This window comes from Mariniblastus fucicola, assembly GCF_008087665.1.
Classification (GTDB): Bacteria; Planctomycetota; Planctomycetia; order Pirellulales; family Pirellulaceae; genus Mariniblastus; species Mariniblastus fucicola.
Map to the genome: position 1 here is coordinate 4,531,070 of NZ_CP042912.1, position 24,727 is coordinate 4,555,796.

20 protein-coding genes are annotated in these 24,727 nt (G+C 53.3%); 9 read left to right on the forward strand and 11 right to left on the reverse strand.

Annotated elements, in window-relative coordinates; genetic code table 11:
• Positions 1-102: 102 nt before the first annotated feature.
• The 4 genes from MFFC18_RS16750 to MFFC18_RS16765 all read right to left on the reverse strand — a co-directional run bounded on the left by MFFC18_RS16750 (position 103) and on the right by MFFC18_RS16765 (position 4,914).
• Positions 103-906 carry an inositol monophosphatase family protein gene (locus MFFC18_RS16750; protein WP_238381338.1) on the reverse strand — a complete coding sequence of 268 codons (804 nt, stop codon included), beginning with the start codon at positions 904-906 and terminating at the stop codon, positions 103-105.
• Between the two features lie 190 nt (positions 907-1,096).
• Positions 1,097-2,446 carry an FAD-dependent oxidoreductase gene (locus tag MFFC18_RS16755; protein WP_202907589.1) on the reverse strand — a complete coding sequence of 450 codons (1,350 nt, stop codon included), beginning with the start codon at positions 2,444-2,446 and terminating at the stop codon, positions 1,097-1,099.
• Between the two features lie 2 nt (positions 2,447-2,448).
• Positions 2,449-3,549, reverse strand: a complete 1,101-nt coding sequence (locus MFFC18_RS16760; RefSeq protein ID WP_075086226.1) for a tryptophan 2,3-dioxygenase family protein — start codon at positions 3,547-3,549, stop codon at positions 2,449-2,451.
• Between the two features lie 39 nt (positions 3,550-3,588).
• On the reverse strand, positions 3,589-4,914 hold the full coding sequence (locus MFFC18_RS16765; RefSeq protein WP_075086225.1) for a Gfo/Idh/MocA family protein: 1,326 nt from the start codon (positions 4,912-4,914) through the stop codon (positions 3,589-3,591).
• A gap of 74 nt (positions 4,915-4,988) precedes the next feature.
• On the opposite strand from MFFC18_RS16765, the gene MFFC18_RS16770 reads away from it, so the two are divergent.
• Entirely contained in the window at positions 4,989-5,459 is a 471-nt protein-coding gene (locus tag MFFC18_RS16770; protein ID WP_075086224.1) for a hypothetical protein, read from the forward strand.
• Here the strand turns inward: MFFC18_RS16770 and MFFC18_RS16775 are convergent.
• The 4 genes from MFFC18_RS16775 to MFFC18_RS16790 form a co-directional block, all read right to left on the reverse strand.
• Positions 5,456-6,604, reverse strand: a complete 1,149-nt coding sequence (locus tag MFFC18_RS16775) for a DUF1570 domain-containing protein (RefSeq protein WP_075086223.1) — start codon at positions 6,602-6,604, stop codon at positions 5,456-5,458. The two genes, MFFC18_RS16770 and MFFC18_RS16775, sit on opposite strands and share 4 nt — an antisense overlap.
• Before the next feature lie 27 nt (positions 6,605-6,631).
• Positions 6,632-8,251 (reverse strand): ABC transporter permease family protein, encoded by a 1,620-nt coding sequence (locus MFFC18_RS16780; RefSeq protein ID WP_075086222.1) that lies wholly within the window; start codon positions 8,249-8,251, stop codon positions 6,632-6,634.
• 83 nt (positions 8,252-8,334) lie between these two features.
• Positions 8,335-9,519 (reverse strand): hypothetical protein, encoded by a 1,185-nt coding sequence (locus MFFC18_RS16785; RefSeq protein WP_075086221.1) that lies wholly within the window; start codon positions 9,517-9,519, stop codon positions 8,335-8,337.
• 110 nt (positions 9,520-9,629) lie between these two features.
• Positions 9,630-11,612 carry a redoxin domain-containing protein gene (locus tag MFFC18_RS16790; protein WP_075086220.1) on the reverse strand — a complete coding sequence of 661 codons (1,983 nt, stop codon included), beginning with the start codon at positions 11,610-11,612 and terminating at the stop codon, positions 9,630-9,632.
• Between the two features lie 387 nt (positions 11,613-11,999).
• On the opposite strand from MFFC18_RS16790, the gene MFFC18_RS16795 reads away from it, so the two are divergent.
• Positions 12,000-12,839, forward strand: a complete 840-nt coding sequence (locus tag MFFC18_RS16795; RefSeq protein WP_075086218.1) for a hypothetical protein — start codon at positions 12,000-12,002, stop codon at positions 12,837-12,839.
• Between the two features lie 13 nt (positions 12,840-12,852).
• Here the strand turns inward: MFFC18_RS16795 and mutS are convergent, their stop codons facing one another.
• Positions 12,853-15,444, reverse strand: coding sequence for a DNA mismatch repair protein MutS (gene mutS, locus MFFC18_RS16800; protein ID WP_202907594.1), 2,592 nt, complete (start codon positions 15,442-15,444; stop codon positions 12,853-12,855).
• A 424-nt stretch (positions 15,445-15,868) separates the two neighbouring features.
• On the opposite strand from mutS, the gene MFFC18_RS16805 reads away from it, so the two are divergent.
• The 4 genes from MFFC18_RS16805 to MFFC18_RS16820 all read left to right on the forward strand — a co-directional run bounded on the left by MFFC18_RS16805 (position 15,869) and on the right by MFFC18_RS16820 (position 21,152).
• Positions 15,869-18,274: a polysaccharide biosynthesis tyrosine autokinase gene (locus MFFC18_RS16805; protein WP_148618944.1), complete on the forward strand. Its 2,406-nt coding sequence runs from the start codon at positions 15,869-15,871 to the stop codon at positions 18,272-18,274.
• Between the two features lie 187 nt (positions 18,275-18,461).
• Complete coding sequence (locus tag MFFC18_RS16810) at positions 18,462-19,208, forward strand: HEAT repeat domain-containing protein (RefSeq protein WP_075086215.1); 747 nt, start codon at positions 18,462-18,464, stop codon at positions 19,206-19,208.
• A gap of 155 nt (positions 19,209-19,363) precedes the next feature.
• Positions 19,364-20,320, forward strand: a complete 957-nt coding sequence (locus MFFC18_RS16815) for a DNA integrity scanning protein DisA nucleotide-binding domain protein (protein WP_075086214.1) — start codon at positions 19,364-19,366, stop codon at positions 20,318-20,320.
• 4 nt (positions 20,321-20,324) lie between these two features.
• Positions 20,325-21,152: an alpha/beta hydrolase gene (locus MFFC18_RS16820; RefSeq protein WP_075086213.1), complete on the forward strand. Its 828-nt coding sequence runs from the start codon at positions 20,325-20,327 to the stop codon at positions 21,150-21,152.
• A 10-nt stretch (positions 21,153-21,162) separates the two neighbouring features.
• Here MFFC18_RS16820 and MFFC18_RS16825 read toward each other — a convergent pair whose 3' ends face one another.
• Positions 21,163-21,828, reverse strand: coding sequence for an NAD(P)H-hydrate epimerase (locus MFFC18_RS16825; RefSeq protein ID WP_075086212.1), 666 nt, complete (start codon positions 21,826-21,828; stop codon positions 21,163-21,165).
• Between the two features lie 44 nt (positions 21,829-21,872).
• Between MFFC18_RS16825 and MFFC18_RS16830 the strand changes: the two genes are divergently transcribed.
• From MFFC18_RS16830 to MFFC18_RS16840, 3 genes are read left to right on the forward strand one after another with little or no spacing between them, the layout of a single operon-like run.
• Positions 21,873-22,097 carry an FmdB family zinc ribbon protein gene (locus MFFC18_RS16830; protein WP_075086211.1) on the forward strand — a complete coding sequence of 75 codons (225 nt, stop codon included), beginning with the start codon at positions 21,873-21,875 and terminating at the stop codon, positions 22,095-22,097.
• 40 nt (positions 22,098-22,137) lie between these two features.
• Positions 22,138-22,617 carry a C40 family peptidase gene (locus MFFC18_RS16835; protein WP_075086210.1) on the forward strand — a complete coding sequence of 160 codons (480 nt, stop codon included), beginning with the start codon at positions 22,138-22,140 and terminating at the stop codon, positions 22,615-22,617.
• A gap of 34 nt (positions 22,618-22,651) precedes the next feature.
• Complete coding sequence (locus MFFC18_RS16840) at positions 22,652-23,776, forward strand: isoaspartyl peptidase/L-asparaginase family protein (RefSeq protein ID WP_084417393.1); 1,125 nt, start codon at positions 22,652-22,654, stop codon at positions 23,774-23,776.
• Positions 23,777-24,195: 419 nt separating this feature from the next.
• Here MFFC18_RS16840 and MFFC18_RS16845 read toward each other — a convergent pair whose 3' ends face one another.
• Positions 24,196-24,702 (reverse strand): VOC family protein, encoded by a 507-nt coding sequence (locus MFFC18_RS16845; protein ID WP_075086207.1) that lies wholly within the window; start codon positions 24,700-24,702, stop codon positions 24,196-24,198.
• Positions 24,703-24,727: the final 25 nt, after the last annotated feature.

The following is a 24,727-nucleotide window of genomic DNA, read 5'->3' on the forward strand; positions in this document are numbered from 1 at the left end:
GGACGAATGGTCGGTCAAAGCCAAACATGTTCACGCGAAGACAATCGATCGCACGTATTCGTCTCTCACCTCGCATTCGTCAATGCCTAGCTTGAGGTAGCCCTAGATATCCAGGTGTTCCTGCATTGCAGTGAACAGCTCTTCCGTCGCGGCAGCACAGAATTTGGGTTCGAAGAAATCGACCTGACCGCCGTCAAGTGTCTTCATCACAGCACCGGACTCTTTGAGGATCAGCCAACCGGCCGCAATATCCCAACAGTTCAAACCAGTCGCCCAATAAGAATCTGATCTGCCGCAAGCCACGAAGCACAAGTTCAAGGCTGCAGAACCAAGTCGTCGGATGCTGCCTGCCTGGCCAAGGACTCTCAGAAATCGCTCGACTTCAGGGTGATGCCGATCCACGCTGCTGGAGAAACTGCACACCACGAGGGCTTTTCCAATTTCGGTGCAACGGCTGTGAGAAATGGCTTTTCCGTTGAGTGTCGCGCCGCCGCCAGAGACCGCGCTGAACATTTCGCCGATGACGGGATCGTAGACGACACCCGCGATCGTCTCGCCGCCATAGCGGAGCGCGATCGAAACGGAAAACGAATTCAGTTGGTGAACGTAATTTACGGTCCCATCAAGAGGATCAACAACCCAACAGAAGACGCCAGGTTTGGTCACGAGGGACTTGTCCGTTGACTCTTCACCCAGAAACTCGTGATCCGGAAAATTCCCCAACAGATACTCGCTGATCGCCTGCTGAGAATCGAAGTCCGCCTGAGTCACAAGGTCACGCGGCCCCTTTTCGCGGACATCAACCTTGCCCATCCATTCGATTAGCTTATCGCCGCCGAGTTTGGCCGCAGCCACGGCAGCTTCAAGAAACTCGTTTTTTTGTTGTTGAGAGATATTGTTGGTCAACGTTTATCCAATCAGGAAGAAAATTTTGCGGTGTTGCTTGGAGCGGCAAGCAGTGCATGTTAAGCTTTGTTCATCATACCCGGAGCAAGGACATTCTTTATCGGCCTCTTTTCTGTTCCGGCCCCGCCGTACTGTTCGCAGTGCGGCGGGGTTTTTTATGCGCTGGCCTCTGCATCATACGCGCTGCCCGCTAAGTCAGTTTTGCTTTCACCAGTCGTTCTGCCAAGTCAAAATCGATTGATGCAAGTTCGTCAACGCCATCGACCAACTGGTTGAGAATCTCTTCCTGCACAACACCCTGTCGCTTTGCTTCTGCGTATGGCAAGTTGTGAAACATCACCAGAGAGTATCTCGGGATGAAGGTTTCCGGAAATCGTTTTTCCAACTCAAACCCGATAGCTTTTTTAAGGTGGAACTTGGGGTCGATAACACTCTTCTGCATCGTCGTATGATTTTCAATCGCCATGTCGGCAATCGCATCGGCGTTCGGTTTCCGCAGAGCGCTGAACTCAGGTAGAACAGCTGCCCAGTCCTCGTCGTACTCATTGAGCAGCCGTAGCAACTCACTGCAATCCTCGAAACCCGAGTTCATTCCCTGCCCATGAAACGGAACGATCGCATGCGAGGCGTCTCCGAGGATCAAGCCGCAATCAGTATGGTGCCATGGTGAACAGCGGACCGTCCCGAGGATACCGGTCGGGTTGTTGGCGTAGTCCTGTTCGAGTTCGGGCATCAAAGGAATTGCGCTGGGAAAGTGCGTTTCGAAAAAAGCCTTTACCGCGTCGACGCTATCAAGCGACTGGAAACTCGGCTCGCCTTCTTTATGCAAAAACAGCGTCACCGTGAAACTTCCGTCGAGATTCGGCAACGCGATCAGCATGAAGCCGCCGCGAGGCCAAATGTGCAGTGCCTCTTTTTCGATTTGGTAGGCTCCGTCGACACCGGCTGGGATTTCCAGCTCCTTGTAGTCGTGTTCGAGAAACTCGGAAGTACTCTCGCCGCCGGTCGCGGCAATCAGGTCGCGGCGCACGCGGGAGCCGGCACCATCAGCTCCAATAACCAGATCGAACGATCTTTCTGTCGTTGATCCATCGACCGTACTCTCGAATTTCGCCACGCGGTTCTCGAAGTCGATGCCGGCGCATTTTTGGTCAAAGTGAACGTGCACCGGTTCGGCAACGACGGCTTCGTTGACCATCAGGTTGTTTAACTCGCCTCGCGGAACCGAGTAGATGACTTCGTGCTCGCGTTGTCCGTATGGAGAAAACTGCATCGAACCATCCTGTTGATGCAACATGCGGCCACACATTGGGATCAGCAGCGGCTTGACTTTCTCGTAGAGCCCGGCGTCTTGCAAAGCTTTGATGCCGCGTGATGAAAGAGCCAGATTGATCGAGCGTCCGGACGCGACACCCCTGTTCCTTTCGTCGCTGCGACGTTCGAAAAGGTCGACTTCGTATCCGCGTTTGCCAAGCATCACGCCCAACAATGAGCCGACCAGTCCAGCACCGACAATGACAATTTTCTTTTCCCGAACCACGACTATTCGTCTCCGCGGAAGAAGAAACCGAGCTCCTTGCGAACCTGCTTTGGCAACGGCGGCAGGTCCTCGCGAGGAATCAACAGCGTGGACAGATTGAACAAATCCAGAAAGACTCTGTTCTTTTTGGTTGTCGCTTCGAGGTAACCGGTTCCTGACGATCCACCAGTCCCGATCTTTGTTCCCAGCATTCGATGCACCATTACGGCGTGTCGTTGTCGCCAGCGAGTAAACAGGCTGTCGATATCAACCAACAACGTGAGAAACCGAAACCCGGTGTACAGCAGTGGCTCGTCGCGATACAGATTGATAAACAGAGCCGCAAGGAATCCTTTGTGGGAAAACCGGAGCTCGCCGGCGTCACGAAGTTCGTTGTAACGGTCTTCATCGAGCATCGACTCGAACCGTTTCCGCGTGTTCTCTACTTCAGCCAACTGAAACTGTTTGTCTTTATCCGAAAGCGTACGGTTGTCTCGAATGATCCGGGCATCGGAGTCGAGCATCTTTTCAACAGCCTGGCTGTAGGACTCCCAGAAATTGAATCCGCCGATGTTGAACAACGGAGCCCGCTGCAACCAACGATCGACCAGTTCCAGAAGGTTCGGACGTTCTTCGACTTCGGCCAACCGTTTCTGGTCGGAGTACGACAATCGCGTTTTGAAGAAAGCACAGTCGGACGCAATGCGATTCTCCTGCCGAATCCCCATCATGATTTCAATTCGCTTGAACATGATGCTTTGGAAGCCCGACGCCGGAACCAACAGGTCACGGAACTCAAGAAAATCCAGCGGCGTGATCGTTTCGATGACTTCGATCTGTTCGATCAGGACTCGCTGGATCGTTTTGATACGAGCAAGAAGATGCAACATGCGTCCCATCTTTTTGTCTTCGACGACTTCGCTGGAAAGAATCCGAATGATCTCATGAAACTCAAACACGATCTGCTTGAACCACAGCTCATAGGTCTGATGCGTAATGATGAACAGCATCTCATCATGAGCCGGTTTGCCAACCTTTTCGCTTTCGAGTTCCTGGGCATCAAGGATCTTGTCCAAGCGCAGGTATTCCCGGTAGTACAACCCGGGAGGTTTCTTGTCGTCCATTTTTATCTTGAAGTTGGTGGTGTTGGCGGGCGAAAGACGTTACCAAATTTTTCGCTTGCCGTTTTTACCAGGGATGGCGACACGATCGGGTTGGTAGTCGGCATCATCATAGGAATCCGGCCCCAGCACCACTTCTGATTTTAGATATTCGTCCCAAACGATCTTTTTGCCGGTGTAGGCAGCGTCGCGAGCCATCAACGCCATCAGGGTGCTGTTGACCATGTACGATCCGTTGTTGATCGGAGCGCCGGTGCGAATGCTTTTCAACAACGCGATATGTTCATTGACATACATCCGTCCGCCCTTTTCCGGCCCCTTGTATTTCCACTCGCCGTCGGCGTTCTGGATTGAAAACGAAAGGATTTTGGCGATACCATCGGTCCCGTAAACCATGTCGTCGGTCTGGTTAAAACAGCCTGACATCTGTCGGCATTGTGAAAAGGCTTTGCGGCCGTCGGCCCACTCGAAGTTCGTCGCAAAGTGGTCGTAGACGTTGCCCCATTTTTCTTCCGTTCGCGCAAGCCGTCCGCCCATCGCGTGGCAGGAAACCGGAGGCACATCGCCCATCAACCACAACGCTTTGTCGATCGAGTGAATGTGTTGTTCGGCCGTATGGTCGCCGCTGAGCCAACTAAAGTACAACCAGTTGCGAAGCTGGTTTTCCATCGAAGACCACTCGACTCCCTTGGGTGGTGTGCGATACCAAAGCGTTCCCGTCAGATAGTTCGTTTCGATGGCTCGGATGTCGCCGATGGCTCCTTCCTGAATTCGCCCGATGACTTCGTTGACGCCGCCACTGTAGCGCCAGCAAAGCCCTGAAACCACGCTCAGCCCTTTGCTCTCTGCTTCTTCACAGGCTGCCAAAACACGACGGGCTCCTGGCACATCAACCGCAACCGGTTTTTCGCAGAACACGTGCTTGCCGGCGCGAACCGCAGCTTCCATTTGGGCCGGACGAAAATGAGGCGGCGTCGCCAACAGCACAACATCGATGTCGGCATTGACCAATCGCTCGTGACAATCCACACCGGTGAAGATGGTGTCGTCAGTCACCTTGAGGTTGTCCGGATGCTCGGTCTTGAGCGCGTCCACGGTAATGTCGACCCGGTCACGAAAGGCATCAGCCAAAGCTCCGACTTGAGTCCGCGAATCGGCTTCAATGACATTCATCAATGCTCCGGTACCGCGACCGCCGCAACCAACCAGTCCAACTTTTATCGCGTCATCAACGCTGTTGTGATAGCCAAACGCCGGGCGTGGCAAAGCAGAGGCTGCCGCGGCGCCTACGGACATCGCGGTCCCAGCCGCAAGAAAACTGCGTCGTGAGCTGTTTGTGGTTGTTTGATCGGTCGGTTCTCGGTGCATAGGATAACTCCATCGGCTAAATTGATTCAGATTGCATTCTGACTGTCGTTGCAGAGAACTACAAGGCAAACTGCGTGAACGAGATCGCAAAATCCTCAGTTGGCGAAGCTTCGGTCGCGGATGCGTTTCGAAGTCCGCCACCAGATGCTTCGACGAAAAAGACCGACGGGTTGAGGCTGCGGATTCATCGGCAGCAGCCTTTGCTTGTTCGACGGATTCAACCCATCGGTTGGGCCGCGTTTTGGGCGGTCTTTTTTCCCAACGCAACCGTCGTCGAGCTTTCCGGAAAAATGAATGTGACTTTAAAAGTCTATCCAACCCACGTCCAAATCGAAAAGCGTCGCTGGTTCAGCGGCAAGGGAGTTCTGGCGAGATACAGCGTGTCGATTCCCGTCTATGACGAAATCGGTGACGTCCCGGTGTTCACGATGCAGATCCGCAGCGCGCTTGCGTTTCTGTATCCTTTTGTACCAATGCACGTCGAAGTGACGCTTGATGATGAAGCGATTTTCGCCCAAGGCAGATTCGAAGGTAAAGCCGGCTAACGCAGTTTTTTGACGTAGATCAGAAACGCTTTGTCCAGCCGATCGAGTTCGCCGAAATGTTCCTTGAACTCCTCCAGCCGAGTTGCAGCGGAGACTTTGACGCCGGGCGGTTTGTTCGAGATCGCTTTGACGTACCGACGAGTTTTCTTCGTGTTGCGATTGAGCAAAAAGTGCATCAATGCCCAGGATTCCGCGTAGGCATCGAATGCTCCTTCGCCCCTGAATCGCTCATCGGACGCAATCAGCGTTTCCAGAGAGTTCGCAGGTCGGTTCGGAATGTACCGTCTGAGCTGAGCCATTCGATGGTCGTTCACAAGCCCTGGCCGATGCCAGCCGATGCCGTTGTCAGGGTCCGGCGTTTCGAACCAGTTCGCGATGCCCTCGTTGAGCCACAGTGGTGCATCCGCCAGGCGAGTCTGCATGCCGCGATTGAACATCAATTGATGCGTGCCCTCATGGATAATCGTTGTTACCATCGGAATGGCTTCAGGTTTCTTCAGCACGTCCTTCAGTCTTCTTTTCTTGCCGCCGTCGCCCAGATCGAAAGTCAAATCGTACATCGCCACTCGATTGGTCAGCTGACTGTAGTGCGCAATCATCGACCCGGGCTCGGTTCCCAGTTCGCGGACCACGTAGCGATCGTACTCAGGTCGCGAACCAAACACGACGACAGCCAAAGGAAATCGCGAATCGGTCAATCCATTCCTGAGCTTCGTCCGACCGAACTTCTGAAATTCCTTGAACAGTCGTTTCTCGTAGAGATCTTCAATCCATTGAGCGAATTCCAGTTCCGTCTTGTACGCAATCACGTAGTTTTTCGTGCTGTGAATTCTGAAACCATCCGGCAGATCAGCCAAAAGCGACTGCCCCAGTTCGTCGTGGTTCATCGGCGGAGTTTTCTCGACTCCTTTGTCCAGCGACACGATCCGATCTGCCGTAAAGATATGAAGCTGACCGTCGGTCCCTTCAAACAGGATGCTTTTGTCACGGGCTTCCAGCAGAAATTCGCCCTCGATCGAAACTTCTTCGCCATCACGTTCAATCACCAGCGTGTCAGCGCACACAACCGACGACGCGGCGCACACAACGACAGCGATCGCCAACGTGATCACGCGCAGTTTGAGTCTAAAGAATTCCTGTTTCATGTTCTGTTCCGTGCAGCGTTCCTGTCCTTATTCTACTCTTATTCGCCGAGTTCCGGCAAAGCAGATCTGTGCAAAGACGCCAAACAGAATGACAGGCAAAAGCGTCACAAGCGTCAGCGCGGCCGTCGACTCGTTGACTCCGGCGTGCAGCATTCCCAACGCCAGTCGCGGGACGCTGTCCATGCCCGGCGGAAGGACCATTTGGGTCGCCGAAAGTTCCGCAAATGAAAACGCTGCCACGAGAAACCATGCGCCAAGATTCGATCGCCACTGAGCGAAAATTGCGAAATGGAGAAACTGACTCCAGCTCGACACTCCGTTGAGCGTTGCTTGTTGCCGTTGATCGCTGGAGACCTGTGAGGCCAAAAACCAGAAAACCGGGATCGCGAGAGGCAGACAAAAAAGTGCATTCGCAATGACTGGGGCGGTGATCGTTCGGTCATAAAGATATTGAACTGCGGAAATTTCAGTTGCATTGAAAAGCTGAGCCACCAACAGGCCAATCGAAGGTCCGGGAGCTGCCGCCAATATCCCAAACACCAGACCGATAACTGCTTTTCCAAAAAGTGAGTTTCTGCCGAACCAGACCAATGGCATGGCAATCGCGCACACGACCGATGCGGCGACGAACGCGATTAACAACGACCAAATGAACTCGTCCTGAAAGTCAGTGAAAACGCGAGAGATAGCGTTGATCGCTGACGAACCATCCCAGGTCGCGACAGGCTGTCCCTCGACTCGAATTACGGAAAAGCCGACTCGACCGATCAGATTAGCCAATGGAACCGCGACAACGACCAGCAACAGCACAATGCCCGTCACGTTCACAGCCGGCCGGTTCTTTCGAAACCGCATGGGGCGAAGCGATTCACTCCGTTCGATCGATCGACTGAGAGAGCCAAACGCGAACATCGCAGAAGCCGCCAGCCAGGCGACCGTCAACAGGGTAATGCCCAATCCGAGGTTCTGTGCCGCAGCGAGCTGTTCGGGAGTCCACGCGGTTCCAATCGCGTTTAGCTGTCCAAGCGAATAGCCAAGGTAGACTTGCTCGGAAAGCGTTCCAATTTGATAGATGTCGGTGACCGCAATCTCGCGAGCACATCCGATCATGGTCCAAAGTGTGGCGGCGAGCGTAACGGGCAGGAATCGCCACACCAGAATTCGCAGACTGGCTTCGGTCGCGTTTGTCTCCAGTCGCAAAGCGTCTTCCCAGTCTTCGGATCCGCTGCGCAGCACGACGAGAAACAGTACGGCGACTTGAGGTGCGGCGACCATCGAATGAATCCAGATCGCTGCGGGCCAGCGCGAAAGCACTGGCTTGAGCACGTCGCCAAAACTGTTTGTCAGCAGCCCGAGTTTGCCAAAAGCGGCATCCCAGGCACTGACCTGAACAAATACCGGCAGCAAGACACCGACGATGCAGAAAGTTCGAACCGTTGCGGCGACGATTCCGCGTCCGTTGGCGATCCACGCGAGCAAAACGCCGATCGGAATCGCGAACAAAGAGGTTGCTGCTCCAAGACTGATCGTGCGCCACGCGATGGCTCGGTCGCCGGGCGTGAGGAACAGGAACAGGGAGGCAAAAAGAGCCAGCGAAACCAGACACCAGGCAGCGAAGAGGACTTTCTGGTTCAATGCGAGCTTCATAGCGACAGTTTAACTTCGATCCCGCCGCGGTGGCAGCCTTGCGGCCCAATTCCGATCCGCTGGCTGGAATCCTATGCCGCAATTTACTTTCGCAGATCCCGCGTGATCTCCAAAAAGGCTTCCTTGACCTTCAGGTTTTCAAACGGTTTCAGGTCCGGGACGGTCAGGTTCGTGATCGCGTCGAAGGCGCGACGACTGGTCGCCATCAGCGATGCCACGTCCTTGCTCAAGGCAACAGTCCTGTACGTATTCACCGCGGTCAAAATGTTGCGTCGGCACTCAAGATTGGCGTTCATCATCTGGTGCTTTTGATGGGCCAACCCTTGTTTGTAGAGCATCACCGCGTCGTAGGTCACTTGATTGGAGGCGATGTTGTTGTTCAGAATCTCCGCGTCGCCGCCGGCTTTGATCGCGCGTTCGGCTTCTTCGATATTGATCATCGCTTTTTGCGCAAACGCGTCGAGTTTCGGATAGTACTCGTCGTCCACGTTGTCGATGAACTTGTTTTGCAAGCGATCGACCGTCTTGAGCAGCATCAAATAGACGCCGTAGTATCGCTTTGCCGCGTCCAGATCCTCGCCCGTTTTTTCCGTTAGCTCTTCCAGCTCAAGCGCGAAATTTTTGGCATTGTCGAAGATGATGGAAACGCGAATGAACTCGTCGCCGGTGATCGATTCGAGCAGAATGTCAATTTGTTCAGCGTCGAGTTTCAGTCCGATGCCTTCGAGCTGTTCGACCAGCTTCTGTTTCTCGTCAGCGATTTGCGATTCGAACTCAACGATCTGTTCTTTTTTGGCTGCGATCTTTTCCTCATAGCCCTCGCGAGTGACCGCCAGCGGATTGTAGGTAGACTCGGGAGCCGAAATTTTCTTGCGTTCGTAGATCGTCAGTTCTCGTTGCGCCGCGCTGATTTTCTGACGCAGTCCCGCAACGATTTGACGCTGATCACTGATACTGGAGATGCCGAGCGCGTCCGAAGCCGCATCGAGATAGCCTTCGATTCGAGTTTGTTGGGCTTCCTGGGAACGGCTGAGGAAATCGTAGAAAGCGATGTCTTTCGATTCCTTGAGCTCTCCTTTTTCATCGAACATGTCGAGGGCTTCACTTAGCGATTCATGAGCCTGCTCAAAGAAGCGACTAGTGTCACGCCGTTCTTTTTCCAACATCTCTTCGGTCTGAAAAGCGCCAACGGGCGGCGCGAAAATCGCGCTGAGGGTAACCAAAGCCATCCCAATCATGGTCGTGCGTTTTCGGGTATTTTTTCCCATCGTTTTGTCTTTGTGTTGGTGGAAACGGTCGCCGCCCCAAATTATAGCCTTTCGGCCAAAAAAACCGGGACAGCCTACCTTCCATTCGCTCGGCAGGCTGGAATATTTGATTATTCGGCCGAACCGTACAGTTGGCTCAACAACTTTTTCAGCCCCAGCATGTTGTCCCGCAAAGCGATCTCTGAATCCAAATCATCGCGATGGTCGATGATCCCGATCGGGCCGGCATAGCCGGACGCAATCACGGTGCGAATCATGTCGGCTTCATACTTGCCCTCGCCGATGGTCAGAATTTTGTTCTCCAGGGTTTCCTCATTTACGATCTGCGGCTCGACCATTCCGTTGAGGTTCACGCAATAAAGGTAGGGCAGCATGACATTAAATCGAGCTTCGAAATCCTCGACGTCGCCGTGTCCGTGATGGAAGTTGTAGACGATTCCCACGTGATCAGAATCAGGTTGAGTCGCGCGGATGTGTTTGACGACAGCAACCATGTTTGCGGGGTCGCCGGTCCATCCGCCATGATTGTAGAGAGCGAACTTGAGTCCAAGTTCACGCGTTTTGTCGACCATCTTCTTGAGGTGTTCCGCCGTCGCAACAACTTTCTCCTCCTGAGTTCCCGATGGCTTGAATTGCATGTAGTGCCAAATCTGGGGCTTGATGCCGTGCTTGCGAATCAGTGGCTCCATCGAAGGATGCCAATTGAAGAAAGTGAAGTACTCGATGCCGTTCGCTTTGTACGCCAGGATCTCCCGTTCGAACTCCTTCAAATGGCGTTCGCGCCACGCATAAGCGCTTCGTTTGAGCCCGAGGTCGAAGATCATTTTTGCGCGATCTTCTGGCGAACGCTTTTTGGAATCAAAAGCGACCGTGCACCAGGGCACCAGATTCCCGGTTTTGAAATTGTCTCCCGGAGTTGGCTTGGTTGCCGGTGCAGATTCTGAAATTTCGACCTTGTCGCTCGCGAAGGTGCGTCCAACGCGATCCGCGATCGCCTGCTTCAATTCCGTCGGATCGATTTGGCCTTGCTTGCGAAACACAACCTTTCCTCCCGGAGCGTAGATTGCGGTGTACGGAAATCCGCCTTCCCATTCCGGGTCCAACGTTTCAAAAAGTTCGTCCCGCTTCCCGGAGTTGAACAACACATTGCGACATGAGACGTTCGTCTTTGTTAATACTCGCAACGCTTTGTCCTGGTCTTTCAGTTCATCCACGCTGACCGTAACCATCTCAAACTTGCGGCCGCGGTACATTCGATTGATCGTGACGAATTCGGGAAGCTCTTCAAGGCACGGGCCACACCACGTCGCCCACACGTTGACCACGCGTAGCTTGTCCGTGTCGTTGGCGGCGATGGCTTTGAGCTTTTCCAAATCGATCACGCTCAGACTGACCGGTTCTTTGTCCCATTTCGCGAGATAGCGTTTGTGGTCTTCGCGTTTGGTAAACCATTTTGTGGAACAGCCAAAGACACGTGTCGTTTCGACGGGCACGGCTTTGTCAGCAAGCAGTGCATCAATTGCATTTCGAGCGTCGTGAACTTTCGGATTGCCTTCTTCTGAGTCATCGATTCGACCTTTGTAACGGAGCTTGCGTTCGGCGTCGAAAATGAACACGTGCGGTGTCGCCAACACGCCATACGAAAGCGAAACTTTCTGAGTCTCGCCATCGAACAGGTAGGGAAACTTGAAGCCAGCTTCCCTGGCACGGATCTTCATGTCTTCGAGAGTATCGCCAAGGTCAGAATATCCAAGCTCGTCCAAGCGCACGGCTTTGGGATCGTTTGGCGAGATACCAACGATTGCGACTCCCTTCGCGGCGTAGTCCTCAACCATTTTGTTGAGCCGTTCTTCGTAGGCCTGTGCCGTTGGGCAGTGATTGCAAGTGAAAACAACCATCAGCACTTTTTTGTCCGCATAGTCGGCGAGCTTGTGATTCTTGTCGTCGACTCCGGGCAGATCAAAATCCGGGGCCGCATCGCCGATATTGAGTTTGGTGAAACCATCGGGATTGGATGACTGCTGAGCGAACGTTTCCGACTGAAAACAGATCAGCAGAACAACAACGACAAGTCTCAGGACAAAACTTTGCATGACGGGGCTCCTTGGGTCAGATGAGTGGCCGACATCATAACATCTGCAAATAGGGCAAACCATTCGCGGCATTGCGTTGCAAAGCGGGATCGATCTCCTGAGACTTCGAGTTCACGACTGTCCATTCGAACCGCGTGAACGTTCGATCCGGAATCGTTCATGGTCAACTTGTTCGTAAAAACGCAGTATGCAGACTGACGTTGAAGTAAACTTCCTGACGGGACGAAAGTCCGAATTAGACGTGGGCTCGCCGAGAAATCTGCGAGCTTTCTTGGGCGCAAGAACTGGCCCACGATCTGAATCTTTGCAAAATGACCTACACTCAACGCGAAGATTTGGCCCGAGCGTCCGGCACACGAACGACAATCTCAAGTCATACTGTTATCCATGAGAACCGAAACAGCCAAACACGATTTTTTGATGTCGCAAGAGTTGAACTCCGCCGTCAACACCAAGTCGATTCCGTCAAAATTCAAACATTCGTGGGGAAGCACCCTTCACTGCGCAGTTGCAACGATCCTGATCGCAACTTCGGTGCTCCTCCTTATATCAGTCGGCAACTCAGTGTTCATCTGGTTGTTGCTTGCAGCAGGATTGATTTTCCTGTGCAGCGAAATTTTGGCAGCAGCAATGCCTTCTTCGATCAAACAGCGATCTATCGCCAATTGCGTTCGAGCAGATGGAACCTGGTCCATGGGTCGGGCTTCGAATGAGAGGGCGTCATTGTCAAGGTTCAAGTCGAACATGGCATTTGTGATCTTCCTGTTCGTTGCACCTAGCCTGTTTGGAGTTTGGGTGTTCAACAAAGAAGTCATCCCGCTGGGAATCGGCGCCGAAGCAATCAGCTCAATCAATGTTGATCCGAACACGTGGAAAAACAGTCTGCAGGACGACGAGCAACGCTTTAACAAGTGGCAGAAGTCAACGACTTTGACTTCGAGATTGGACACGAACGATCACAAACAATTCCTCTGGAATTCGTGGCCGTTTTTTTTGCTCGGCGTTTTCATTTGGTGCGGCGTCATGGTGACCATGCTTTCGAAATACTATCTGTATTCGCTGCGCAAGCTAAAGGAATCGGTTTATGCTCGCGCGAGTGACTATCGTTGGCGAGACCTTTCGCGTCAGCCTATGATCGACGAACATCCTAAACGACGCTCCCGTGGGCAAAAATCGCGGCGCTCCCGTCGAGAGAATACGTCGGCCACGGGAACATCAAGCCACTGAACCCGACAAGGCTCTAGTCGCTAATTTCATCCTTGAACTGCTGCAGCATCTCCAGCGCGGCAATGGGAGTCAGATGATTGGGTTCGAGCGTGCGGATCCGTTCAAGCAGCGGGTGGTCGGCTTCGAAAAGCGTCATCTGAATTCCACCGGATCCATTACCAGATGACTTGATGGCTTTGCGGTTTTCGTCGACGTCATTCTTGGTTTCCAAACGGTCGAGAATCTTTTCCGCACGTCGATTGACCCATGAAGGTACTCCTGCCAAACGGGCAACATGAATTCCATAGCTCTTGTCCGCGCTGCCTGGAACGATTTTGTGAAGGAAGACAATTTTCTCTTCCCACTCGCGAACCGAAACGTTGTAGTTGCTGACGCCGCCAAGATCTGTTTCGAGCGCCGTCAACTCGTGATAGTGCGTCGCGAACAGCGAGCGGCAGCCGATCTGATCGTGCAAGTATTCGACGATCGCCCAAGCAAGAGAAACGCCATCGTAGGTGCTCGTTCCGCGACCAATTTCATCCAAAATCACAAGCGACCGACTTGTCGCGGTATTCAGGATTCTTGCCGTCTCCGTCATCTCGACCATGAATGTACTTTGGCCACGCGAAAGCTCATCGCTGGCTCCGACCCGAGCAAAAATCTGATCAACGACGCCAATTTTGGCCGACGTCGCCGGAACAAAGCTACCAATTTGAGCCATCAACGTGATCAACGCGACCTGGCGAATGTACGTACTCTTACCCGCCATGTTGGGGCCAGTAATTAGGTGCAGGAACCCGCTCTCTTCATCAACGTTGGTATCGTTAGGCACGAAGGCTCCCAGCGGCTGCATGATGTCGAGAACCGGATGCCGGCCAGCGACAATATTCAACGTCGAATCGGAAACCATTTCCGGGCAGCAGTAATTTTGCTCAGACGCCAACTGAGCCATACCGCAGAGCGTATCGAGAGTCGCGATGATCGCCGCGTTTGTCTTGAGTCGCGAAATCTGTGAACGCGCGAACTCACGCAAGCCGTCGAAAATTTCCAGCTCGCAAGTTGCCGCCTGCTCATCGGCAGTGAGAACTTTTTCCTCGTACTCTTTAAGTTCCGGCGTGATGTAGCGTTCCGCGTTTTTGAGCGTTTGTTTTCGAATGAAGTTGGCGGGAACTTTGTCCTTGTGGGTATTGGTGACTTCGAGGTAATAACCAAAGACTTTTGTGAATCCGACTTTCAGGCTGGGGATCCCGGTCGAGTCACAGATTGACTGTTGATAGTTCGCAATCCACTGCTTGCCGCCGGCTGCAAGTTTTCGAAGCTCATCGAGTCGACTGTCGTAGTCGTCTCGAATGAAATTGCCGTCTCGAAGATGAGGCGGACAGGCTTCGATCAAAGCCTGTTCCAATTCGGCGCGAAGTTCCGCGCAAAGATCCAACTCGGCCTCAAGGCTGTTGAGCAGTTTGCTTTTTCGGTCTGTAAGTTTGGCCTTGATGAGTGGAATCTTTCCAAGCGTTTGGCCGATCCCCGAAAGGTCTCGCGGTGACACCCGACCAGTCGCGACTTTGGCGATCAAACGCTCCAGATCAAAGATCCCCTTGAAGCACTCACGGATCTGGGAACGCAACGTTCCGTTGTCAACAAGCTCCCGGACCGCTTCGTGTCGCGAGCGGACCTGCTCGATATCAACCAACGGCGTCGTCAGCCATTGCCCGAGAAGACGGCTGCCCATCGGAGTTTGGCTGCGATCGATCACGCCAAACAGCGAACCATCACTATTTCCGGTTCGCAGCGTTTGATTGATTTCCAGAGAACGCCACGTTGCCGAATCGATTTTCACGTAGTCAGAAATGTGAAACGGGCGGATCGAGTCAACATGTTCGAGCACAGACTTCTGCGTTTCGCGCAGGTACTCAATGACGGCTCCGGCGGCGCAAACAGCGGCTGGTCCGAAACCATCGATCGCGAACCCGTCGAGAGTTGCCACGTTCAACTGCTTGTGCAACAAGTTTTCGCAGGCTTCGTGCCCAAACGCCCAGTTCGGCCTAACGGTTCGAGCCCCCAATTCAAACGCGACAAGCAATTCATCCAAAGACTCTCCGACCTTCTCAGGCAGCAAAATCTCAGCCGGATTGAGCCGTTGCAACAGCCCCTCAAGTCCTTCTGTGGAGACGGCCGTAACCGCGAACAGGCCTGTTGAAATATCGGCCCATGCCACACCGAACTGATCGCCTACTTTCTTGTCCAGGTAGCGGGCGGGAAACACTGCTGCGAGGTAATTGCTTTGCGTTGGATCGAGCAAGTCAGAATCCAAAATCGTTCCTGGCGTAACTAACTGCGTAATCTCACGCTTGACCAGGCCCTTTGCTTTTTTTGGATCTTCGACCTGCTCACAAACGGCGACCCGGTGTCCTTTTTTGATCAGCTTGGCAAGGTACGAATCGAGTTGGTGATGGGGGAATCCTGCCATAGGAACCGTGTTGGCTTTGTCCCGACTGGTAAGTGTCAGCCCCAGAACTTTGGCAGCTTTCTTCGCGTCGTCATGAAAGAGTTCATAGAAGTCGCCCATGCGAAAAAATAGCAGGGCGTCGTCACAAGCCTTCTTGGCTTCGTGGTACTGTTTCATCATTGGAGTTGTCATGACGAAAATTTAACAATCAAGCGCGTCCGATTCGACCCTTAAACGGCGTTTAAGAGGACGAAATGGTTCAACTTTTGAAAGCAGAATTCTGATGGCAGCTCTGTGACACGAAAAACGAACGCACGGCCAACAAAGTCTACGGAAGTGTCAAAGTTTGCGGGACTGATTCCTACGGCTGTTTTGGCTAACGGGAATCTAGCTGTCGTACGACCCCAGCCCGCAAAACCCAACTCTTTTTTGCAACGCGGATGAGTAAATTTTCAGAAAGTGCAAAATTTGAATTCTTGAGAGTTCGATACGCTTTGATATACTACTGCGGCTCTGGCTTAGTGGTGTCGAAGAGCGGCGCCATCATCTTTATGGATATCCATCCTGCCCCCTGAACCGCATCTGTGTCCTGAGGAGAAATATCGTGGAACCCAACAACAACCAGATTGGCCAGTATCAGAACCCCAATCAAATGGGCTCCCCCATGGGCATGCCGCCTGTGATGATGGCTCAGGATGACGACGAAGCAGCTTTTGATTTTTGGGGAGTGCTCAACCGGCGTAAATGGTTGGTGTTCCTCGGCCTCGTTACTGGCCTCGCACTCGGTGCATTGGTTTACGCCAAAAGCGAAACGATCTACGAAAGTGTTGCCTCAGTTAAAATTGAACCTCGCAATAAACCTTCGATCCGAAATCACAGACAAGTGGAATACGGACCAGAAGTGGCTCAAGTTGCCCACGACAAGTTGATCGTCCAACGCTTGATGGTAGAGCAATGTTTGAATGATGACGGCGGCAAGCTGAGGCTTCTCAACTCGTTTGATGAAATTCCCAAAGACGATATTGCAGAATATGTGATCAACAATCTTGTTGTTACGCCAGACCCTGAGGCTCCGTACATTTACGAGATACGCTATACGTCGCCGGACAAGAGCGACGCTCCAACGGTTGTTAATAACCTGCTACAGACGTACGAAGAGACGTTGATTCGTCAATACGAAACGGATAAGAACCTCTTCGTCAGTGAATTGAGAAAGTACCAGGACAACTTCAATAATCGTTTCGCTGTCGCCATCGCGGAGCGAAAGAAGTGGGACGACCAGTACGATGCCCTTCGCATCAATGGAAACAGTAACATTCACGCTGTCATGGTTGTTCAGTTGGCCAAGTCCATGCAGGCGATGCGTGAAGAACTTGGGAAACTTCAGAACGAACGAGCCAAGAACGAACGGGCAGCCGCATTGGGTCCCGCTGGCATCAGTGCCCGGATTTGGGAAATGCGAGAACAGCAACAGCTGTCTGGTGAACGATATCAGCCACAACGCGGTTCCCAAACTGCCACCCTGAGAATGAGATTACTAGAAGCAGAGGCTAATGCTGAGCTGATCCGCCAAAAGGTTGGAACGGGGCATCCGGATCACGAAGCTGCTGTCGTCAGCATTAACATTGTCAAAAAGCAGTTGGCAGAGATGGAAGAAGAAAACTCCAAAAACTCAGCAGACTTGGATATCCTTCCTGATGAAATCATTTTTGAACGAAAGACGGCGGAAATTGATCAGAGCATCAAAGACGTTTCTCGCATGCTGGCTGAGCAGGATGAACAATGGCAAATGCACAACAACGAAGCGATCAAGCTGAGCAAGATTGAGCAGGAGATCACCCGTCTGGACGAGCAACTTAAAGAGATCGGTGCTTCCCAGCGACTTGGTGCTGAGCTATTGCTACAAATCAGCCCCGACGGTGACATCTCCAATTCAAACGGCAATGATGGATACCGTTTTGAGCGACTCGCCAACGCCCTTGAAGGGCAGGCCGTTTGGCCAAACTTGCCAATGCTGCTCGGACTCGGCGGCCTGCTTGGTTCGCTGTTCGGGTTTGGACTTGGTTGCCTCGTTGAATTGGCAGACAAGACTTTCCACAATCCGTCTGAGATCATTCGTCAACTGAACGTTCCATTGATCGGCCACGTCCCGGTCATTGGCCAAAGCAAACGTTACCTTGTTGAAGGTTCAGCCATCGAGCCAATCGTTTGTTCGTATCACCGACCGAAGTCTCAGGTTTCTGAAGCTTTCCGTGCGGTGAGAACGTCCCTGTTTTTCAATACGCAGAACCACCAGCACTCGGTAATTCAAATCACCAGCCCGACGCCTGGTGACGGTAAGTCCACGCTGGCTTCAAACCTTGCTGTCTCGATTGCTCAGTCTGGTAAACGAGTCCTTCTGGTGGACGCCGACATGCGTCGTCCGCGCCAGCACTCGACTTTCGGGATCACGTCCAAGGAAGGCTTCGCAACCGTGCTTGGCGGACAGTCACACTGGAAAGACTGCGTTTTCGAAGTCGCCGAAATCGAAGGCATGTCGATCATGCCTTGCGGCTCGAAGCCGTCAAATCCTGCCGAGCTATGCTCGTCGCCTCAGGTTAAGGATCTGATTGACGAAATGCGAACCGAGTACGACTTCGTCATCATCGATACGCCGCCACTTCTCGCGGTTACCGATGCTTGCCCGATTGCAGCACGCGTCGACGGCGTCGTCCTTTGTATCCGGATCAAGAAAAACGTTCGTATCAGTGCTGAGCGTTCGACCGAAATGCTTCGCAACCTTGGAGCCAACTGTCTTGGTCTGGTCGTCAACGGCGTGGGCCAACAGTCCGGCTACGGAAGCCAATACACCTACGGTGCCTACCGTGCCGGCTATAGCTACAACGGCTACGGCTATGGCTACGGCTATGGCTACGGATACGGACAAGGTGGCAAGTACTACGATGAAGATCAAAAAGGCCGCAAGGTCGATCCAAACGTGGCTCAACGAATCGAATCAAAAACGAGCTAGTTTGAATCAAAATCGAGTCAGCCCCGCTGTCTCAAGATCACCAAGCCCTGCTTTTCAGCGGGGCTTTTTTTGTGTCCACACCTGAATGCCAGCACTTTCGCTTTCAAATCCATTCGCGTTTTCATGTACTGCATGATTTGCTACCGTCGCAGCGAGTTTCGCAATTCAATTTTCAGGTATTCCCGTGGTGCGACTTCAATCCAGCTACCGCCTCGCATCGGTGACACTGCTCGCAGTCTTTTCGTTGAGCCTGTTTGGCTGTGCTGAAGGCCAGTTTTGGCGAACAGGCAAATATGCTCCCTGGGTTCGCAAAAAATGGGAGGCCGAAGAGCAGATCGCAGACACACTTTTTGCTCGCAAAAAACGAATGACTGAAGCTGTCGCGTCAGTTGCTGGTGGAACTGTCGAATCGCAACAGGAAGTCGCACAAAAGCTCTCCGAAGTCATCCTACGCGACCCAATTTTGCTACTTCGTCTGCATGCGCTCAAGCTAATCACGTCCCTCGATTGCCCGAAGACCGCCGACACTCTCGCCATCGCCGCCAGCGACCCCTCCTCGGATATTCGCATCGCGACCGTTGAAGCCCTCAAGCGTATCCCTGGGCAGGACTCGATCTATCAGCTACAGGAAATCCTCGCCAACGACACCGACGACGACGTCCGAATCGCGGCGACGCGAGCCTTGGGTAATTTTCAGGGCCAGACGTCAGTTCGAGCACTGGCTCTGGCACTCGAAGACCGAAATCCTGCGTTGCAAATCAGCGCGACGGAGTCATTGATGCGGGCGACGGGGCAACAGTCAATCGGACGAGACGTCGCCGCCTGGCAAAACTATGTCCGGCAAGTCGCTCCTGGTGCCGACGCGCAGACGATTCCGGGCAGCAACGAAGAGCCCCAGATCGCAAAGGAACCTTCTGGCGGAACCTTCCGATAGGCCCGCGGTTAGGTATTCGTCCACGACGAATGCGCGCGAGCTCTGACCGTTCACACTTTGGAGCGGTTGTAAAAAGCAGCACCCGGCTTTAAATTATCGTCTCGCAGAAGTATCTGTGTGTCCGCATTGGCACCTCACCTACAGGCCGCTTACGAATGTTACCCGCGAAGGAACAGAAAAACTTTTTCGCCTTCGTCGACGCCTCACAGAAACTGGCCAAAGCGACCGATTCTGACGCGCTGCTGGTCCTACTTGAGCGTGAACTCAACTGGGCTCGGCTATCCAAAAAGACGGCCAACCTCGAAGTCCTGGTCGTGGCGACCCACTCGGAACAGGTCTATCAGTCCGCGATCGAAGCCGAAGTCAAGTCGGTGTTGCTCGAATCGCCAATCATCGACCCCCGAGACCAACTGGCCCAAGCTGTTTTGGCGAGTGTCGCCGAAGCCCACATGAAAAGCGGCTCAAAACTGATCGCTCTTTTTGATTCCAGCGGTGACGGGGACGCTGTCGACACGATCACAGCATTCAGCCTGACGGAAAAGCTGGGTCGCCTGACCGCTCGTGACCTTCGCCAACTCAAAACGAACGTCCCTTTGGAAACTCTTAAAGTCGTCGTCGACCTGGCCGTTGCGATTGGCCGGGAAGGACGTGAAGGCAAACCGATTGGCACGATGTTTGTTGTGGGCGATCATCGCAAGGTGCTGGAACAAAGCCGGCCTGGCGGTTACGACTCGGTAAAAGGATACAACCGAAAAGATCGCAGTTTGCACGACGGGAAGACTCGAGAAGGCATCAAGGAAGTCGCTCAACTCGATGGAATGTTCATCGTTTCCGCAGACGGAACCGTCGAAGCGTCGGCCCGAATCATCGACACGCCTCCGGTTGAGATTACGATGACCAAGGGCCTCGGTTCCCGCCATTTCGCAGGCGCCGCGATCAGCAAGAACACGAAAGCCATCGCAGTCGTGGTCAGCCAATCCAGTGGCACGGTGCGAATTTTTCAGGATGGAGAAGTCGTCTTGCGGATCGAACCGCTGCAACGCGCTGCCATGAAATGGAAAAAGCCCGTTCAGACTTCGGCGGTGCCTCCGGAAACTCCTCCCGAAGCGTAATACAATGTCGCTTCTCTCCAAAATTGCCGATCGACTGGTCCTGCTTCCTTCGACCGATCCTGTCGATAGTGGTTCGAATCGACGCGAGGTCGTGCACTCTGCAGATGGCGTCGAAATCGAAGCCTGGGTTTCCACATGGGGCGATTTCGATGCAACACCGCCGACGCAACGACTAGTCGCGCTGAAGATTCCTGGCACAGGTGGCCGCGCAGAACGCGCTTCCGCCCATCCCTGCGATCTGATCATTGACGGCACGACGAGCCGTCGAGAAACGGAATCTCCTTTTGCGGCTGCAGAGGTCTGGACGCTAAACCATCGAGGCTACGGCGGCAGTACCGGGCCGGCGTCGATTCAGAATTTTGTTCCGACACTGGAACGCTATTGGGAGTTTATCCGACGACGTTACCCGGAAGAGAAGAAGCTTGCGATCGGCAATAGTCTGGGCTGCATTTCTGCGTTGTACCTTTCGATTTGGAAAGACATCGACGCAATACTGCTTCGTAACCCTCCGCCAGTTGCTCGGTTGATTTCGAGTCGCCCACGCTACACGTGGTGGAACTTTGGCATGTCCAAAGTCATCGCGGACCAGATTCCCACCGAACTTTCATCGCTCACAAACGCCGCATTGGCAAAATGCCCTGCGTTGCTGTTAACGTCAGAAAAAGACCGCGTCGTTCCGATTCAATACCAAAACGAAATCAAAGACACTTACCTTGGTGAAATAAAACAGTTCATCATCGAAGGCGCCGACCACGACGACCCAATCCCGGAACATCAGGAAGCCGAATATCTCGACGCGATCGACTGGCTTCGTGAAAAACTGATGTCGTGATCGTGCCACTCTATTGAACTCGTTCAAAAATCTGATGCGGGGCACCGATGTCGATCACGACAACCTCCCCAAGCCATGCTTTCGCTTCGAGACTGCCGAATCCGTTTTTCATCGCTACGAAAGTACACGTAACGTTTGCCTTAAACGCGAGGTTACTCTGGCCAGTGTCCCCGTCGAGTCCCGTTGGAATATCGATGGCTACCCGGATCGCTGAAAGCTCGTTTGCCGCAACGACAGCGTTGGCAAATGGGGCCCGCAATTCTCCGGTCGCTCCCGTTCCGAGCATTGCATCAATGACCAGGCAATCTGATCGCTTCGACATCGCTGACTTGAACGCGTCAACGCTCCAGTCGGAATCGCACTGAGTTATCGAAGTGTCCATCTTTTTCAAAACTTCAAAATTAACTTTCGCGTCGCCAGACAGCCCTGCAGAATCCGTTAGCAACAAGACCGCGACTTCAACGCCCGAATTCGCGAGATGGCGAGCGATCACGAATCCGTCGCCACCGTTATTTCCGCCTCCGCAGAGGATCACGGTAGGCCGTTGCATCTTCCGTTGCAAAATCTCGCGGACGCAACCCGCGCCGGCGTTTTCCATAAGTGCAATTCCGGGAATGCCATAATCTTCGATCGCAATTTTGTCGAACTGGCGACATTGTTGGCAACTGAGTAACATTGCGGGTGTTCTTTGGAGTGAGACGGAAAACAGACTGGACGGAAATGCCAATATACGAGTATCAATGCCGAAAGTGCGAATCGGAATTCGAGTTTCTGATTGAAGGCGACGCGAAAGCCAGTTGCCCAAAATGCGAGAGCAGTAAAGTCGAGCGCCAGCTGAGCATTATCGCTGCTCCGAAAGCCGGATCGGGGTCGCAAACTTGCGGACCGCCAGTTCCCGGAGGCGGATGTGCTCTGCCGCAATGCGGTTCCGGCGGCGGTGGCTGAGGAATCTAGTCAGGAATGCGTGGTTCACGCACAACGAAAAATGAAACAGATCATCATCACCGAACACGAACTCTCCGGAGCCCGTCTTACGATCCCGTTCACCGCGTTGGGAAAACTGGGGCCGAAACATCACGCGATCGTAGTCGGAGTCCATCGAGTTACCGGGCAACTGTTGGTTGCCGAGCTATCACGAAAGTTTGGTCATCGCGTCGTGCCGATGGAACAGTGGTTCACGGACAATAGCAAGTATCTGGCTCTTTTGACGGTCGCGCCAAACGCCGGGACTCGGTCGAACGCCGAAGTTGCCCAGAGCGCGATCGCAGAAGTCGCTGAAAAACTCGCGGACGACGGAAAACCGGGTTATGACCTGATCTTTAACAACTGCGAGACTTTCGCCGAAAGGCACTCACAGGGCGAATTGGTCAAAGCAAAACTCAGTCCGCAAGTCAGAAAGGTTCTGCGAACCGCTGGCGTTGTGATCGCAACCGGAGCGGTGATTCTGGGCAAACGAATCCGATAAGAAACGAATCAGACAACTCTCACTGGAGCCTTCAATGATGACGCGTACGCTTGCCGCCGCATTTCTGATCCTTGGTCTTTTCGCCTGTAACGTTCACGGCCAGGAGCCTGCGAAAACGGCGAATCACGAACCGACTGAACAATGGGCAATTGCGATTCATGGCGGCGCGGGAAGTCTCGACCGGGATATGCCCGAGGAAAAGAAAGCTGCATTCAAGAAAGCACTGGCGAATGCTCTGAACGTCGGCAAAAAGATTCTGGCCGAAGGCGGCACTTCCCTGGACGCGGTTCAGGCGACCGTGATCGAATTGGAAAATTGCGAACTGTTTAACGCGGGTAGAGGAGCCGTCTTCAATCGTGTCGGCATGCATGAACTCGACGCCTCGATCATGGACGGTTCAACGTTAAAGTGTGGCGCGGTCGCGATGGTCAAGAACACTCGCAGTCCGATTTCGGCGGCCAGACTGGTGATGGAAAACACTCCACATGTACTGCTCTGTGGACCGGAGGCCGATCAATTCGCCAAAGAAAACGGTTGCGAAATGGTACACCAACATCATTTTTACACGCCACGGCGGTTCGCGATGCTCAACAAGAAACGAATCAAGATCGGCTTGAAGCCATTGGACACGCCAGGCTATGAACTTCCTGAATCAGGCGCTTCGTCGTCAAGCGCTTCGTCGAACGGCCATGATGACGGGAGCCTGAATGCCGAAGCTTCCGAGTCTTTGCAAACCAGGGAATCAGGCGGCAGCACCGTCGGCTGCGTCGCTCTGGACCAACACGGCAATCTCGCTGCGGCAACCAGTACTGGAGGCCTGACTGCGAAGCTTGGTGGACGCGTTGGAGATTCTCCAATCATCGGAGCTGGAACTTATGCCAACGACACCGTTGCCGTTAGCGGAACCGGAATCGGCGAGCAATACATTCGGCACAGCATTGCCGCACGGGTCGCGATGCTCATGGAGATCGGGAACCTCGAAATCGATTCGGCGCTGGAGCACTGTCTGACCAAAGTCCTTGATCCTGAGGACGGCGGATTGATCGCGGTCGATCGCAGCGGCAAAATTTCTTTGCAATCTTCGACGGACTCGATGGCTCGTGGTGCCGCAGATTCGTCCGGACGTTTCGAAACAAAGCTCTGGATGGACGAAGATTAAGCGACCACACAGTCTTGCGATGGGGAGATTGTCGGCAACTTTCTGTCGATTTCGGTTTTCCATGTCCTATTTTCCACACCCTTGCCGTCTTTAAATGTGGGGGAGCATGTCAACGGGCGTCTCTGAATTCTGTCTCTATGAGGAACCCATCATGAAAAATGCATCAGGCGAATTTGCAAGCAACCGAGGCAAACGTTGGCCTGCCCCCAATTTAAAACACTCTGGCGATCGACCGTATCAATCAATATCGCAGCCCGAAAGCGCACCCGGTTTGTTCGAGTACGCCCCCTATCCGCTGGCAATCATACTTGGCACAGCAACGATGTTGCTGTTGATCGCGACACTGAAGTCGCTCTGGCTCTGGCCATAAAATGACGACTGGGATGCAATTCGCCTACAAACCGTCGTCGACGTCGATATTAATCCGGCTGCTGCAAACCGTCAGCATCATGGCAGATCAGTTCCAAAACATTGCCTTCCGGGTCCTTGAAGAAGATCGCTTTGGCGTTGAGGTTTGCGAAAACTGTTTTGGTCGGATTCAAGCCAAGCTCACTCAATCGCTCAAACTCTGAATCGTAGTCGCCAGGCAAGATTTCGAAAGCCAGATGGTTTAGCGTCGACCGTCTCACGTCGTGCCCGTCAAAACGTCCTTTGGCCAGAAAGTGCCGCCGATAGTCAATCAACGCGAGTATCTGCGGATGCCCATTTCTTCCCAACGGTGTATCCGTTTCCGAGATTGTCAGAAACGTTATCGTGGCTTCGAAACCGGAATCAGAATTGGAATCAGCGTCGACCACGCCTTCACCAGTCGAGCACGCCTCGCCGTGAATCGGAAATCCCAGCACGCTGACGTAGAACTCTCGCATCTTCGGCAGGTCGCTGACGCTCAGCACAATTTCCGCGGCACCAATGATCGTACGGCTCATCGCTTGTCCTCGTTTTTAAAACGGA